Below are 16,401 nucleotides of genomic sequence, written 5' to 3' on the forward strand. Positions count from 1 at the left end.
TACTTTATTAACCCTCTTTTTAATTAACTACTTGTTAATTGTTATTTTACACCTTTATCTTTTTAACGCAAGATAATTATCCGTTTATTTAGTTTATTCTGGATCCACTCACTAATTGAAGTATCTTTAACCCCTTTGAAATCAAGCATTTATAGATTTTGTTTAAACTTCATGCTATAATAAGACCATTGTGAATTTTAGGAGGTACTACCATGATTGCAGTAAGTAATGTGAGTCTTCGTTTCGGAGATCGTAAACTATTTGAAGACGTGAATATACAGTTTAATTCGGGTAACTGTTATGGGTTAATCGGTGCAAATGGAGCAGGTAAATCAACATTTATTAAAATATTAGCTGGTGACATTGAGACACAAGAAGGCAATGTTATTATGAACCCAGATGACCGTTTGGCTGTATTAAAACAAAATCACTTCGAATATGAAGAGTATTCTGTTCTTGAAACGGTAATGATGGGTCATAAACGTTTATATGAAGTAATGAATGAAAAAAATGCTATTTATGCAAAAGAAGACTTTTCAGATGAAGACGGTATGCGTGCCGCTGAACTTGAAGGAGAATTTGCCGATCTTAACGGATGGGAAGCAGAATCTGAAGCAGCTATTCTATTACAAGGATTAGGAATTTCAGATGATATGCATGATAAGAAAATGGCCGAGTTAACAGGTTCTGACAAAGTAAAAGTATTATTATCTCAAGCATTATTTGGTAAACCTGATGTTCTTTTACTAGATGAGCCTACTAACCATTTAGATATTAAAGCTATTCAATGGTTAGAAGACTTCTTAATCAATTTTGATAATACTGTAATTGTTGTATCCCATGACCGTCACTTTTTAAACAAAGTATGTACGCATATTGCGGATTTAGATTTCAGTAAAATTCAAGTTTATGTTGGGAACTATGACTTCTGGTATGAATCAAGTCAGCTTGCCTCGAAAATGGCTTCTGATCAAAACAGTAAAAAAGAAGAAAAAATTAAAGAACTTCAAGCGTTTATTGCTCGATTTAGTGCAAATGCATCTAAATCGAAACAAGCCACTTCTCGTAAAAAAATGTTGGATAAAATTGAGTTAGATGATATTAGACCATCTTCACGAAAATATCCGTTTGTAAACTTCTCTATGAAACGCGACATTGGTAATGATGTATTACAAGTGAAAGATTTAAGTTATTCAATAGAAGATAAAAAACTATTCTCTAAAATGAATTTCACACTTAACCAAGACGACAAAATCATTCTACTTGGCGATGAGCTGGCAAAATCTGCTTTACTTCGTGTACTCGCTGAAGAGGAGGAAGCACAAGAAGGTTCTATCCGTTGGGGTGTAACAACTACTCGTGCATACTTCCCTCTAGATAATGCAAAATACTTCGAAGGAGATGAGCCTTCGTTAGTAGATTGGTTACGTCAATATTCACCTGATGATCAAAGCGAAACATTCTTACGTGGTTTCTTAGGTCGTATGCTGTTCTCTGGAGAAGAAGTGAAGAAAAAACCTTCTGTACTTTCCGGTGGAGAAAAAGTTCGTTGTATGCTTTCTAAAATGATGCTTTCTGAATCGAATGTATTATTACTAGATGAACCTACAAACCACTTAGACTTAGAATCGATACAAGCACTAAATAATGGTTTAACTATTTTTAAAGGTGCAATGATTTTCACATCTCATGACCATCAGTTCATCCAAACAATAGCAAACCGTGTGATTGAAATTCGTGAAGACGGATCTATTTTAGACAAACAGTTAACGTATGATGAATTCTTAGAATGGCGCGATAAACAGTAAAAATCAAAAAAAGCGTAAGGCTACGATGCCTTACGCTTTTTTTGATGTCTTTATAAAACGTCCAAGTAATGATCTTGCTGGAAGTTTTCCAAGCAATGTATCACTAGTTTCAGCTATTTTTTTAAGTGCAGTCAATAATTTTACATCCCCTGCCCAATGCTCTTCAATAATCTCTGGTGAAAATTTATTTAGTAGCATATTTACAACAAAAGCAGCCACAATAATATCATCTATAAATCCACCAGGACCTATTAGCCCTTCAGGTAAAATATCGATAGGTGTAATAAAATATAAAATTCCACTACCAATCAGTGTTTTACTTTTCGTATCTATGCGATTATCCAACATCGCTTTTACTAATAAATGAAATAAATCTGGAGCAAATAATAAATAAGGAGAAAGTTTACTTGCTCTTCCCGTTTTACTTTCTAAGTAATTAGCAATTTTCGAACGTAAATTCACATAAAAATCTTGCTGTTCTTTTAAAGCTGGCAGTTCTTTTTTTAGTTCTGTATTCATTTACTTCTCTCCTCCCTCTTATCTATCTACTATACCAAAAATAAATGATTTTGAAACATAATTACAGTTTAAACGTCAAATGCATAGATAAGATAAGGAGGTACAAGTTTATGAAAAAATTAGTTTTTTTAGTTTTCCCTTTTTTCTTTCTCTTTGGTTGTGGAGCAGATCCATCGATTGACAATGATACAGTTAAAGAACCAATAGAAGGTGAAACTCCTACATCAACAGTTGACAAACCTGAACTAGTTCCACCAGAAACTAATTTAAACCAATTCTTCTTAACAGATGGTTCAACAGCGCAGTTTCTCGGAGATGGCAATGAGTATGCCTCTTACTCCTTAAAAACACAGTGGATGAATGAAAACTATGTTGCAACCTATGAAGATAATGGCGGTACTGTCATGCAACGGATTTATCGAATTTCGACTGATAAAATTAGTTTACTAGCTGAAATCGGAGAAGCATATGACGCACAGATGCCTTCTGTAGAAGAATTAGATGCCATGCCAGAAATTGGGATTTACTTATCTACTCCCCTTGAAGTAGGAACAGAATTTAACGACTGGATTATTACTTCAACAAGTGAAACTGTTGAAACTCCTCTTCAAATGTTTACAGATGTAATTGTTATCGAGAAAAAAGAAGAACAAGGGAACGTAAATCGGAAATATTTTGCAAAAGAATTTGGCGAAATAAAAAGTGAGTTTATTATGTATGAAGGAGAGCAGGAAACTATTATTTCATCAACGATAGAAAAAGTGAAGTAAAAAAAGAAGCCGTCTCAGTGTGATACTTTGAGACAGCTTCTTTTCGATTATTATAGTTTCGTTACATTTTCAGCTTGTGGCCCACGGTTTCCTTCTGTTACTTCAAATTCTACTCTTTGTCCTTCTTCAAGTGATTTGAAGCCTTCTCCTAGAATTGCAGAAAAATGTACGAATACATCATTTCCACCTTCTACTTCGATAAATCCAAATCCTTTTTCCGCGTTAAACCATTTTACAGTACCTTGTTCCATTCTATTACCTCCAAAAATTTAATCAATACGTGAAAACAAAAATATTCACATATTCCATGAAGTACCGATATCACATCGATCACTACATAGGATATGTGAATAACTAATACTGTTTTCTCTTGTAATTGTTAGTATAATTATATCATTTGGCTAAATATTGTCAATAAATAATTTGATTATTCTAAATCATTTACTCTAATTCATTCCATATGATTCCGTGATATAACTGTAAATCTTCGTCACATGACTCGCAAAAACACTGTTCTTTTTCAGACCAAAATGCCCAATACTTTTCATCTTTCCCTTTCTCTTTAGGGAACTTTTCTCGAAATTCAGTAAGCAATTCATTTAAATAGACTAGGGCCTCTTGTTGATTATCAAATGTAGATTTTTTTATGATGTGTTCTTCCCAACCTTCAAAAGCCCACCAAGGTTCAAAATCCGCTTTCATATAAATAATCTCAAACATATTAATCGCCTCTTACCTTTATTATTACTTCATATTTTACATTTAAAACATAAAAAGTCTAATTATCTGCTTTGTTTTCCAAAATCAAATGAATGTCCTTCAATATATAGTTAAGCTATAATAAAGGTATATAGTTTTCGAGAGAGGAGTCGAGTTACTTGAAAAAAAGAGCGCACATTCAAATGCATGGAGATATTCATGGCGTCGACTTCCGTTTTCCCGTCAAACAGAAAGCACAATAACTAAGTTTAAAAGGTGTCTGCAAGGTTATCGAGAATAATGGGGTTTTTATAGATATTGAAGGAAATGAAAATAGCTTGGATGAATTTCTAATCTATATTCAAAAAGGAGTCTCTCCATTTACGTTAAATAATGCTTTCGAAATTGAAATTTTTGAAGAGTGGAAAGGATACACTTTCATGGAATCCGATGTTGTATAACTTATACTCTGTTCTAAAGTGAAACCTTCTTCCCTTTTATTCGTATAATGTAATGTAGCAGCATAAGGAGGTAACTAATAATGAGTGGTATAATTCAAACATTCATTCGACACATTATCAATATTCCAGTAATGATTACATCTTGGTCTATCCTCTATTTTATGGTAAATACAGGATTTTGGATAAGTTCAGGCTTAGCAATAGGGATATATATTATATCCAATTTTACTATCAAAAAAATACAACACCGACGTATCATGAAAAAACATCAGTTAACTCCATCTGAATACTTTCATATTCGAAAACAACTAAAGGAAGCTAATACCAAAATATCCATTCTAAACAAGCACTATACAAAAGTTAGGTCCTTCAATTCATTTAAACAACTTTTTGAGATGAATAGACTTGCTAAAAGAATCGTTTCGTTAGTGAAATCGAATCCACGTAAGTTTTATCAAGCAGAGAAATTTTTCTATGCGCATTTAGACTCTGCAGTTGAACTGACATCCAAATATACATTACTAGTATCACAACCAGTTAAAAGTACTGACATCAAGATCGCCCTGCAAGATACACGAGAAACTTTACAATCTATTAATTCTATTATGGAACAAGATTTAGAAGGGTTACTAGCATCAGACATTGAACAACTTAAAATGGAGCTAGACTTTGTAAAACTATCTACACATAAGAAAGAACAACCTTTATATCTAAAAGGAGAATCCGAAGATGAGCGAAAAGTTATCGAATACAAATGATGATTTACTAATGGATGAATTATTAGCCAATCCATTTGATCTTAATAAGGTTGCAACTAATACTATCGCTCCTACAACTAGCGAACCTTTACCAACTAAGCTGATTGATCGCTTGTCCGAATCAGAACAACAAAAAGCACACCAATTGGCTGACCAAATTCCTGTTGGAAATTACGAAGCCATTTTAACATATGGAGCTAATGCACAGACAGAACTTTCCCGATTCTCACATCAAATGTTAGACCATGTGCAGAAAAAAGATATTGGTCCTGTTGGGGATATTTTAGGTGACTTGATGAAAAAGCTTTCCGAAATTAATCCGGAAGAGCTATCCATGGAGAAAAAAACTGGTATTAAAAAACTCTTTAGTCGAGTGAACCGTTCCGTTCAAGAACTGATGACGAAATACCAAAAATTAAGTACACAAGTGGATCGAATCGGGATTCAATTAGAACATTCTAAACGAGGCCTAGTAGAAGATGTCCAAATGTTAGATAAATTATATGATCAAAACAAAGCATATTTTCAAGCACTTAACATTTATATTGCAGCTGCGGAAGTAAAAAAAGATGAAATAATCAGTGGAACAATTCCTGAACTTCGTCGCAAAGCAGAAGCCTCAAATGACCAAATGGCATACCAAGAAGTAAATGATATGGCTCAGTTTGTCGACCGTCTAGAAAAACGTATGTATGATTTACAGCTATCCCGACAAATTACGATTCAAAGTGCTCCGCAAATTAGAATGATTCAACAAACAAACCAAACACTAGCAGAGAAAATACAATCGTCTATTATGACTTCCATTCCACTATGGAAAAACCAAATAGCAATTGCACTTACACTTAATCGTCAGCAAAAAGCAGTGGAAGCACAAAAACAAGTGACAAGAACCACCAATGATTTATTGCTAAAAAACTCTGAAATGTTAAAAGTTAATAGCATTGAAACAGCAAAAGAAAATGAACGTGGTATCGTAGAAATAGATACACTTAAGAAAACACAAGAAAATCTCCTACAAACAATTGAAGAAACCATGCGTATTCAAGCAGATGGACGAGTTAAACGAAAAGCTGCCGAAATTGAAATTGGTCGTATGGAAGAAGAACTTAAACAAAGACTACTCCTTATTGCTGATCAATCACAAAACCGCCCTTCTTAATCGAAGAGCGGTTTTCTTAAGTACTTTTCACGACATATTGTAATATTTTTTTCAACATGCGCAATGTCTCATCTGAAAATTTTTCTAACGAAGAAGCAGTTGCTGTCCTTTTTCCAAATATTAAATGAAAAAGCTTTAATTGTTCTTCGCTGGCCTCAGTGTCATTTAAGAATAAGTGTAACACGGAAATCTTTTTTTGCTCGAGCTCTACTACTGCTTCAGCAGTATCCATTATTCCATTTTGAGCATATCCAAACGCAGAAGGTTCTCCGTCTGAAAACATTAATATAAATTTATGTGCTTCCGGCCTGTTAACTAACCGTTTCCCCATCCATCTTAATGAAAATCCATCGCGGTTATCTTCATGTGATTCAATTGATAAAATCTCTTGACCATTATCACTTGGCCCATCTTCTAATTTATGAATCCATTCGAATGTATTCGGTTGTGTTTCTTCGGACGCTTCGAAAGCATCTTCATAATGTAGAGCAATTTCATGTGCAATTTTTAACTCTCTTAACACATCGTGAAATAACAAAACTGCTTTCCTTGTTTCCACTAATTTATCTTGCATGGAAGCAGATCCATCTACTAAAAGCCCAAATACGGCATTTAGTTGCTGACTTGGTGCATTTTTTTTATAAAAAGGCTTTGGCCTTTCATCAGTCCAAAGAACTGTTTGCTTAGAGGATAATCTCCCCTTCGTTAAATTGATTCGTTTATCAACCTTTTTTTGTTCCATTCTTTTTTTCATTTCTTGAACAAAGGATTTAACAAAGGGTGCTTGTTCTTGTCTATATCGTTGAAGCAATTGCTTGCTTTGACTATTAGCTAATACTTCCATACGTTTTTCTTCGTAAACAACATTTACATGTTCCTTACCAAATTCTTTTCCAGCTTTTTTCATAGAATCTGATTTTTTGTTTGAAACTTCGGTCTGATTTATTTCTCTCGAATCTCCGGTAGATTGTCCCTGTCCAATTTCTGTAATCTCATGACCTTCTCTTCCTTCTTCAGCTGCCCCATCTAAATCCGCTTTGCCATCTCGACCATGTTCAAGCTCATATTGCAAATGAACTCCAGTTTCTTGCTTATTTTCTCTATGCCAACTTCGAAACACTTCTTCTATAGTATCTTTCTTCTCTTCTTCCCCAAGTTCACTTTCCTTCATCCCTTGATGATAATGAAAATCAGTGTTTGATATAGAGGAAGCCGATAAAATAGCATAATATTGTAATTTCGTATCGTGCAATAGAATATCCTGCATTAAATCGTACAGTTGATACACAAGCTCTGTAACAGATTCTGTGCTCTTACACTCATATACTTTCTGTATTAAAATGTCAGCCTTATCAAAATCCCTTGGTCCAGTAGTATGCATAGTCCCTTCATACATTCCAATAAAGACATAATTCAAAAATGCATCAGCGAGGAATCCTTTTTGACTATTTATACGTAGCTGCTGTTTGTGAAAAGCCAAATACGTTTGAACTCTCACTTTAAAAAGCTTAACAGTCCCAATTCTCTTTTTCTGAATCAGTTCCATTAACCGAAACTCTTCCATTAGTAAAACAAGCTGATCCAGTAGCTTAGAAAGTATCGGTGATCTTGTTGATTGGAAATCTTCCCAAGCATGAATATCAAAATGCTTCCAAAAGCCTTCCATTAATAGGTATATATCAGAAAGCCTACCTGCATGCATAATATCTATTTCGCGATGTCTCCAAAAAACACTAATGGCAATCGTTTGTTCTACCGGTTGAAACTCCATTAGCTTTCGTTCATTAATTATTACATGGTTGTGTTTGGAAAGTGCCCTTGCAAGATTTTCATAATGCATTAATTGTCTTGCATCAATCGTTTCATTGTTAAATTGTATAAATCTATTAACAGAGGTCATCTATATCCCTCACTTTACCCAAGATGAAGCTAATTCCAATACTAATTTTTTCTCTTGTTCATCTTCTAGTTTTTCGGCAATCGCATATGTAATTGCTCGCATTGGTTCCATGTACTGTGCAAGTTCTGTTGCATAAAGTAAACTTCGGATAGAAGCAGCTTCTTCAGAGAGCAACCCTTGCTTCACCTGATCCATTAGATCTTCTGCTAAGTTTAACATGAGGAAATGTAATTCGCTCGGTGCATTTGGGAATAAATCACTCCATAAACTTTTTAGTAAATCGCCAGTAATATAAGGGATAGAAAAAGAAACAAAGCGGTTTTTTAATGCTTCATTCATCGGAGTCGTCCCAATATACCCTTCATTAATAGCAGAAATAACAGAAAAATCAGGGTGCGCATATATAACTTCACCAGTGAATGGATTTGTTAGCATTCTCCTATAATCGAGGACGCTATGTAAAATAGGTAAAGTCTCTGATTTCGCCATATTAATTTCATCTATATACAAAATATGCCCTTTTTTCATTGCTTCAATAACGGGTCCCTCTACAAACTCAATAGAGTTAAGTCCATCTTTCAACACAATTGTCTTAAAGCCCAGTAATGCTTCTGCATCTAGATCTACAGAGCAATTTATACTTTGAATAGGTTGCTTGAAAAAAGCTGAAATTGTTTCTGCTAGCTTTGTTTTCCCGGCACCAGTTGGACCTTTTAATAGCACAGGTTTTTTTAGTGAAACTGCAATTTGTACATCTTCCAATAAATACTCATTAGGAGACAGATAACCTCCAGCACCGATTAATCGCTGATCTTCGTCATTATGGATTCTATCCAATCGAATCTGTTGTTCTTTTCCAACTAAATCTATCATATTGTTTTCTCCTTAAAAGAAAAAGCCGATGAAATTCATCGACTTTTTACTGAAAATATTCTTTGTAAAATCCGCCAACTTTACCTGTATTGTCAACGACAAATAGAAACTCTTCTGTTTCATTTTTTACTTCATATGATTTCCCAACTGTTAAAACATTGCTTACTAAGAACTTTTTAGCCTCTGTTTGTGTACATGTAACTGTTTTAAGTGTTGGTGTAGTTATCCAATTCGTATGTATCATCTAAACACTTCCTTTTCTTATTAGTATACGGAAGTATTCAAAAATTTTCAATCAAGAAAAAAAATACAGACACTCAATTTATGAGCGTCTGTATCTATAAAGTGTATTAAGATTCTAGTAATAAATCTTCAGGATTTTCAAGAAGCTCTTTCACTGTTTTTAAGAATCCAACAGAATCTTTCCCATCGATTACACGGTGGTCATAAGATAAAGCAACGTACATCATTGGACGAATTTCAACTTCGTTACCAACAGCGATTGGACGTTTTTGAATTGTATGCATTCCTAAGATCCCAACTTGCGTACCGTTAAGAATTGGTGTAGAAAGCAATGAACCGAATACGCCACCATTTGTAATAGTAAATGATCCGCCTGACATATCAGAAAGTGCTAATTTGTTATCACGAGCTTTTTTAGCAAGTTCTCCAATATTCCCTTCGATTTCAGCAAAGTTTTTACGATCTGCATCACGAACGATTGGCACAACTAATCCACCATCAGTTGAAACAGCAATACCGATATCGTAGAAATTGTTTTTCACAATTTCATTTCCATCAATTTGAGAATTTACGTATGGATATTTTTTAAGTGCAGAAACTACTGCTTTCGTAAAGAATGACATGAATCCAAGACGAACATCATGATCATCGAAGAATTTATCTTTTTTACGAGAACGTAATGCCATCACGTTTGTCATATCAATTTCGTTAAATGTTGTAAGCATTGCAGTACTTTGTCTAACTTCTAATAAACGAGCTGCAATTGTTTGACGACGGCGAGACATTTTCTCACGAGTTGTACGTCCATCATCTTCTTTTGCTGCTGCAGCAACTGGTGCTTGTGGTTTCACAGTTGGTGTCGGTGTTGAATTATGTGCTGAAACGTCTTGTACACGAACGCGACCCATTGGATCAACTGGTGAAATTTCACTTAAGTTGATGCCTTTTTCACGAGCTAATTTACGAGCTGCCGGGCTTGCAATTGTACGATCTTGTTCAGTAGTAGCTTCTACTGCAACTGGTGCAGCAGCTTTAGGTGCTTCTGGCGCTTTTTCTACTGGCGTTGGTGTTGGTGTTGATGCTGGTGTTGATGCCGATGACCCAGCTCCTACTATTGCAATTACTTCTCCTACTTGAACTGTGTCACCTTCAGCAAATAGTAATTCACTTACAACTCCAGCTTCTTCAGAAATAACTTCTACGTTTACTTTATCTGTTTCAAGTTCAACGATAAATTCACCTTTTTCAACTGTATCACCTGGTTGTTTTAACCATTGTGCGATTGTACCTTCTGTAATTGATTCTGCTAATTCTGGAACTATGATTTCTGCCACTTAAATTTCCTCCTCTAATTTATCTCTACATCAATTTCGCTTAGCGTATTTGCTAAATGAAGTTAAATACTATTTAATGCTTCTTCAATAATACGTGTTTGTTCTACTTTATACGTATCCATATCACCTTCAGCTGGGCTTGAACGATGAATACGGCCTACATAAGTTACTTTTTTATCATTTGCTAAATCTAATAATCTTGGAAGTGCATAGTTCCAAGAACCCATATTTTCAGGTTCTTCTTGAGCCCATGTAAGTTGTTTTACATTTGGATAACGCTCTAAAATTTCTTCTATTTTCTTAGCCGGGAATGGGTACAATTGTTCTACACGAATTATGTGTAAATGGTCAAAACTAGAACCATCTTTTACTTTATCCGCTAAGTCAATTGCTAATTTACCACTAGCAAATACGATTTTTTCAACTTTATCAACTTGTTTCCCTAAACCTGGTTGCTCGATTAAAGGTTCAAATTTCCCTGTTGTTAATTCTGCAACGCTCGCTCCAACTAATGGATGGCGTAGCAATGATTTTGGTGAAACAATTAATAACGGACGAATTGATTCATCTTTTAATTTTATAGCTTGTCTACGCAAAACATGGAAATAGTTTGCTGCACTTGATAGATTCGCAACTGTCCAGTTATTCTCAGCTGCAAGTTCTAAATAACGCTCTAAACGGGCACTTGAATGCTCTGCTCCTTGACCTTCTGCAGCATGTGGTAACAACATAACAAGTCCTGATTTTAAGCCCCATTTAGCACGCGCTGAACTGATGAAGTTATCAAACATCACTTGCGCCATGTTCGCAAAATCGCCGTACTGAGCTTCCCAAATAGATAATGAATTATTATCTTCTAAATTGTATCCGAATTCATATCCTAGAATTGCTGATTCGGTTAAAGGACTATTATGAACTACGAAAGATGAATTTGACTCACTAATATGATGAATTGGTGTCAGTTCATCACCTGTTACTGCGTCATGTAAAACTAAATGTCTATGAGAGAAAGTTCCTCGTTGAGCATCTTGACCAGTTAAACGAATGGAATTACCATCTTGTAAAATAGTTGCAAATGCAAGTGTTTCTGCATGTCCCCAATCCACTTTACCTTTTCCGTTAAACGGCTCTTCACGACGTTTCAAGATTTTTTCAAGCTTTTTAAATGGTGTAAATTCATTTGGCCAAGTTAATAATTCTTCATTAATCTTCGCAAGCTTACTTTCTTCTACACCTGTTTGTACATCTGGCATACCATTTAATACAGCGGCCGGAATAACAATTTCATGAACTGTTGATTGCGGAAGCTCTTTAACACGGTCATAAGCTTTTTGCATATCGTTAAATACTGATTCATCTAATGTTTCTATTTCATTCGATTCAATCATTTTTTCATCCACTAATTGTTGACCATAAATTTCACGAACCGTTGGATGTTTATGAACTGCATGGTACATTACTGGGTTTGTAACTAAAGGCTCATCCATTTCATTATGGCCATATCGACGGTATCCAAGAAGATCAATAACAATATCTTTCCCAAATCTTTGACGATATTCGTAAGCAAATTTAGCTACACCAATAACTGATTCTGGATCATCTGCATTTACATGAATAACTGGCACTTCATATCCTTTTGCTGGATCTGAAGAATAGTGAGTTGAACGAGAGTCAAAATGTTCAGTTGTGAATCCAATCATATTGTTGGCAATAATATGGATAGAACCGCCAGTTTGGAAACCGCGAACACGACTATAGTTTAATACCTCTGTTACTACACCTTGTCCAGGGAATGCGGCATCCCCATGTACTAAAATAGCAAAAGCTGCATTTTTATCTTGGACCGGATAACCTGCTACATTTGTTGTTTCTTGAGCAGCACGAGTTTGCCCCGTAACTACTGGGCTCACAACTTCTAAATGTGATGGATTATAAGCTAATTTTAACGTTAATCCTGATTGTGAGTGGAATGTAGCACCTTTATGGTATTTTGCATCACCATACCAGCCTTCTGATATTTCTAATGAGCCATCCTTTGGTAAAAATGATTCATTCGGTACATGCGCAAATTCAGCGAACATCATTTCATAAGGCTTTTGTAATACATGAGTTAATACATTTAAACGACCACGATGGGCCATCCCAATGTTCACTTGTTTTGTATTTGTTGTATCGGATTGACGTACTAATTCGTCCATTAATACAACCAATGAATCTAAACCTTCAATAGAGAAACGCTTTGCCCCAACAAATGTACGATGAATGAATTTTTCAAAACCTTCTATTTCTGTTAAACGTTTAAGTAATTGTTTTTTGTCTTCAGGAGACAGTTTATTTTGAATAGCGCTACTTTCAATTTTATCCTGTAACCATGCATGCTCTTCCGCATTAACTATATGTGCGATTTCATAAGCAATTTTGTTTGTATAAATAGATTTTAAATGTTCAATAGCTTCTAAACCGTTCGTAATATTACTTGCTGCTTTAGAAATTAGTAATGAAACTGGTACTTCTCTTAAATCTTGATCTGTTAATCCATACGTACTTGCATCAATTTTTGGATTCACTTTTGGACCATCATTCAATGGATAGATATTAGCTGTTAAATGTCCATGAGTTCGAATAGCATCTGCTAACTTAATCGCATTTAAAACTTTACCGAAATTGTTCGGTGCTAAATCTGAAGAAGAAGTTGAGCTATTTGTTGAAGTAGGTAATACTGGCGCACCATACTGCTTAAATAAGCTTGCTAATTCAGCATCCACTTCTTCCGGAGATTGTAAGAATAAATCATACTGCTCCATTACATAACCAAGGTTCGGTCCAGAAAAAGCTGACCAAGGTGATTGATTGTTCGACATTTAGAAAAACCTCCAACATATTTTGCCATCTAGGCATTGATAAATTCAGCATGAAAATAAAGTTAAAATATTTTTTATACACTTTTTCCCATTCATAATTTGTACATATTTATAGTTTACCACTGTTTTGAAAGGACTGAAAGCTTCCTCGAAAAAGAACAATTTTTCCATATCTATCTTACTACTATGGGGGGAAAAAACAATGCTTTTTAGTAATTTAAATGAGAATTTAAACTATTTTATTCAATTTCCACTGTTTTTTTTATTCATTTGTCATTTTAGGGAATAAAATGTTAAATTTTGTTCCATAATGTTCCTTACTTTCTACTTTAATAATTCCGTTATATTCTTTTACGAGTGCATGTACAATACTTAACCCGAGCCCAGATCCACCTTTTATTTTTGTTCTTGATGCATCAACTTTATAAAATCTTTCAAATATTTTAGGTAAATGTTTTTGAGAGATTCCTACACCATTATCTTCAATCGAAATCACATAATATAGATTACTTTTGGTAACTTCTATGTTAATTTCTGGTTTATTTTCATTGTACTTTATGGCATTATCTATTAGATTTTGAATAATCTGTTCTAGAGCAGTTTGAGGAACAGGCAAGACTTCATCTAAATCTGATGCAATTATAATCGTTACTTCAGGTTTTAAAGATTTATATTTCTTTTGGAGACCTAATAATACTTTGGATACATCAGTCTCTAGAACTTCATTTGAATTCTCTCTTTTTGCAAGTTTCAACATTTCTTCAATCATTTTTTTCATTTTTTGTATTTCAGATAGGGATATTTCTAATGATTCTTCTAATACTATTTTATCATTTTTCCCCCATCTATTTAAAAGAGATAAATGACCTTCTACTACTTGGATAGGTGTTCTCAATTCATGTGAAACATTATGAATAAATTCATCTTGCTTCGTTATAGTTTCAGAAACTTCATTCATAAGTTGTTTGTAAATAGTTAAGAGCTCTCCAATTTCGTCATTATTTGTATATTGGAAAGTAATCTCTTTTGAAAACTTGTATTGATTTGCTTCTTGCATTTCATCACGAAGTTCTTTTAAAGGTTTTAACAATATAGTTGACAATGAATACCCAATAAAAGCTGAAAGGACTAATGCGATTAACGCGAAAATAATCATAGCTATTAATATATAGTTCATTAATTGCGAAAAATTTTGTAGACTGTGAGATATTTCTAAATAACCAACAAAGGATCCAAAATCGATCTCAGCTGTATTATGATAGAGCAATTTATTATTAATATTTTGTAATTCAAATTCAAAAGCTACTTCGGATGAGAAGTTCGGAAAATCACTTGCATCATTAATCCGAAGAATTTCGATTCCATCTGAGTTCAGTATCCGTACTGATTGCTCTTGATTCACCAATTGATTTAATAAAGTTTTATTACGTTGAATGTCTTGTATAGAAATAATCGGACCTCTAGATTCAAAAAAACCAACAACTTCATTCAATGTATTTTGAGCAATCTTCTTTTCAGAAATTAACATCCAATTAAATATAGAAAAATATAAAATAATGCACATGGCTAAAAAACTTATGAAAATAGATATAGCTGCACTGTATGTCCATTTTTTTTGTAAAGTCCAATTGTTCATTCTCTCATCACATACCCTACGCCTCTAACAGTTTCGATAATCGATGAGACCTCCAGTGGAAGTTTCTTTCTTAAATGACGAATATACACGTCAACTACATTTGTTTCAACTTCTGTATCATAACCCCAAACTTTTTCTAATATAGCATCTCTCGTTAATACATTATACGCATTTTCCATCAAGAAAACTAACATATCATACTCCCTTTTAGTCAATTCAATTTCAACACCATCATAAACTACTTGATGCGCATTCTGATTAACCGTAAGTCCTTTAACAGACAAATTCGAATTCGATTCGGTTGTTACTTCCACTCTTCTTAAAACTGCACGAATTCTTGCTAATAATTCTTCAATTGCAAATGGTTTCACAACATAGTCATCTGCTCCCGCCTCTAATCCAGAGACCCGGTCTATAATAGCATCTCTTGCAGTTATTAATATAATGGGAGTATTTTTTTGCTTACGAACCCTTCTACATATTTCCAATCCATTTAAGCTAGGGAGCATCACGTCTACTAATAGCAAATCGTAATTATTCTCTAACGCTAGATCAGCACCTACTCTTCCATCATGAGCAATAGTTACTTGGAAATTTTCATGCTTTAATTCAAGTTCAACAAAATTCGCTATATTTACTTCATCTTCTATTAAAAGGATATGTCTAGTCATGTATTTCCCCTTTCTAATAAGAAAAGCGCAAGCGCCTATCACTGCGTAAGGCAGGCAAATGGGGATGAGGAAGGTCTGTTATTAACGCCACATCCTGTGGCATAACAGACATGACCTGCTTCGCGCAGGAGCACAGGCGGCTTACGCTAGACATATTATGCACAAATTTTATATATGTTCTTATCTGTTAAAAACCGTTTCATAATACATGAACGGCTTCATCTAGTAGTAAATATATTAAGCTTATTCATCATATATTAAGATAGCAGTTACCAATATTTTCTTTCAACTTTTCTACTCTAAAAGGGAAGCAAAATCATCATCAAAATCATATAATAAATTACAGTAAATGTCTTGAAAATGATTGAACCATTTTATGCGTTAACCCCTTATAGCGTCTGCATTAATTATATGTATTTCAGTTAGAAGAAACAAGTTATTTTGATGCAATTTTCAAAATAATTTTACATTAAAAATTAACAAAAAAAACATGTTTAAACACTATGCAAACGGGGAAAAACTTAGTATATTATTAAAGCAAATAATTTTATAAGACAAATTTTAATTTGTCGAGGGAAGGCAAATGGTGCGCCACCAGTTTTTGAGCTGGTCCTAGTAGGTTCGATTCCTACCCCGAAATTTTTTATGCACTTTGAAGTGAAAAATTTCTGGGACTAGGATGACACAGCTCATTTACGGTTCTATT

General features: G+C 34.1%; 14 protein-coding genes. 4 read left to right on the forward strand and 10 right to left on the reverse strand.

Annotated features, from left to right (window positions below; translation table 11 throughout):
- Window positions 1-212: 212 nt before the first annotated feature.
- A complete protein-coding gene (locus C7437_RS03255) occupies window positions 213-1,808 on the forward strand; it encodes an ABC-F family ATP-binding cassette domain-containing protein (RefSeq protein WP_111438195.1) in 1,596 nt (531 codons plus the stop codon).
- Between the two features lie 30 nt (window positions 1,809-1,838).
- Here the strand turns inward: C7437_RS03255 and C7437_RS03260 are convergent, their stop codons facing one another.
- The gene (locus tag C7437_RS03260; RefSeq protein ID WP_111438196.1) at window positions 1,839-2,327 is read right to left on the reverse strand and encodes a YkvA family protein; all 489 of its coding nucleotides are present in this window, start codon (window positions 2,325-2,327) and stop codon (window positions 1,839-1,841) included.
- A gap of 110 nt (window positions 2,328-2,437) precedes the next feature.
- Between C7437_RS03260 and C7437_RS03265 the strand changes: the two genes are divergently transcribed.
- Complete coding sequence (locus C7437_RS03265; RefSeq protein WP_111438197.1) at window positions 2,438-3,097, forward strand: hypothetical protein; 660 nt, start codon at window positions 2,438-2,440, stop codon at window positions 3,095-3,097.
- Window positions 3,098-3,147: 50 nt separating this feature from the next.
- On the opposite strand, the gene C7437_RS03270 is transcribed toward C7437_RS03265, so the two are convergent.
- Together C7437_RS03270 and C7437_RS03275 are read right to left on the reverse strand one after the other, a co-directional pair.
- The gene (locus C7437_RS03270; RefSeq protein ID WP_111438198.1) at window positions 3,148-3,348 is read right to left on the reverse strand and encodes a cold-shock protein; all 201 of its coding nucleotides are present in this window, start codon (window positions 3,346-3,348) and stop codon (window positions 3,148-3,150) included.
- Window positions 3,349-3,538: 190 nt separating this feature from the next.
- Complete coding sequence (locus C7437_RS03275; RefSeq protein ID WP_111438199.1) at window positions 3,539-3,817, reverse strand: DUF1033 family protein; 279 nt, start codon at window positions 3,815-3,817, stop codon at window positions 3,539-3,541.
- Window positions 3,818-4,337: 520 nt separating this feature from the next.
- Between C7437_RS03275 and C7437_RS03280 the strand changes: the two genes are divergently transcribed.
- Together C7437_RS03280 and C7437_RS03285 are read left to right on the forward strand one after the other, a co-directional pair.
- Window positions 4,338-5,015, forward strand: coding sequence for a 5-bromo-4-chloroindolyl phosphate hydrolysis family protein (locus C7437_RS03280; protein ID WP_111438200.1), 678 nt, complete (start codon window positions 4,338-4,340; stop codon window positions 5,013-5,015).
- Window positions 4,987-6,177, forward strand: a complete 1,191-nt coding sequence (locus C7437_RS03285; RefSeq protein ID WP_111438201.1) for a toxic anion resistance protein — start codon at window positions 4,987-4,989, stop codon at window positions 6,175-6,177. The genes C7437_RS03280 and C7437_RS03285 overlap by 29 nt, the downstream gene beginning before the upstream one ends.
- A gap of 16 nt (window positions 6,178-6,193) precedes the next feature.
- Here the strand turns inward: C7437_RS03285 and C7437_RS03290 are convergent, their stop codons facing one another.
- The 7 genes from C7437_RS03290 to C7437_RS03320 form a co-directional block, all read right to left on the reverse strand.
- Window positions 6,194-8,077, reverse strand: coding sequence for a vWA domain-containing protein (locus C7437_RS03290; protein ID WP_111438202.1), 1,884 nt, complete (start codon window positions 8,075-8,077; stop codon window positions 6,194-6,196).
- A gap of 9 nt (window positions 8,078-8,086) precedes the next feature.
- Window positions 8,087-8,950: an AAA family ATPase gene (locus C7437_RS03295; RefSeq protein WP_111438203.1), complete on the reverse strand. Its 864-nt coding sequence runs from the start codon at window positions 8,948-8,950 to the stop codon at window positions 8,087-8,089.
- A 46-nt stretch (window positions 8,951-8,996) separates the two neighbouring features.
- On the reverse strand, window positions 8,997-9,194 hold the full coding sequence (locus C7437_RS03300) for a DUF6501 family protein (protein WP_111438204.1): 198 nt from the start codon (window positions 9,192-9,194) through the stop codon (window positions 8,997-8,999).
- Window positions 9,195-9,300: 106 nt separating this feature from the next.
- On the reverse strand, window positions 9,301-10,527 hold the full coding sequence (gene odhB / locus C7437_RS03305; RefSeq protein WP_111438205.1) for a 2-oxoglutarate dehydrogenase complex dihydrolipoyllysine-residue succinyltransferase: 1,227 nt from the start codon (window positions 10,525-10,527) through the stop codon (window positions 9,301-9,303).
- Between the two features lie 62 nt (window positions 10,528-10,589).
- Window positions 10,590-13,388: a 2-oxoglutarate dehydrogenase E1 component gene (locus tag C7437_RS03310; protein ID WP_111438206.1), complete on the reverse strand. Its 2,799-nt coding sequence runs from the start codon at window positions 13,386-13,388 to the stop codon at window positions 10,590-10,592.
- Window positions 13,389-13,650: 262 nt separating this feature from the next.
- The gene (locus C7437_RS03315) at window positions 13,651-15,024 is read right to left on the reverse strand and encodes a sensor histidine kinase (RefSeq protein WP_111438207.1); all 1,374 of its coding nucleotides are present in this window, start codon (window positions 15,022-15,024) and stop codon (window positions 13,651-13,653) included.
- A complete protein-coding gene (locus tag C7437_RS03320) occupies window positions 15,021-15,695 on the reverse strand; it encodes a response regulator transcription factor (protein WP_111438208.1) in 675 nt (224 codons plus the stop codon). The genes C7437_RS03315 and C7437_RS03320 overlap by 4 nt, the downstream gene beginning before the upstream one ends.
- Window positions 15,696-16,401 lie beyond the last annotated feature (706 nt).

It is taken from the genome of Psychrobacillus insolitus, from assembly GCF_003254155.1.
Taxonomy (GTDB): Bacteria; Bacillota; Bacilli; order Bacillales_A; family Planococcaceae; genus Psychrobacillus; species Psychrobacillus insolitus.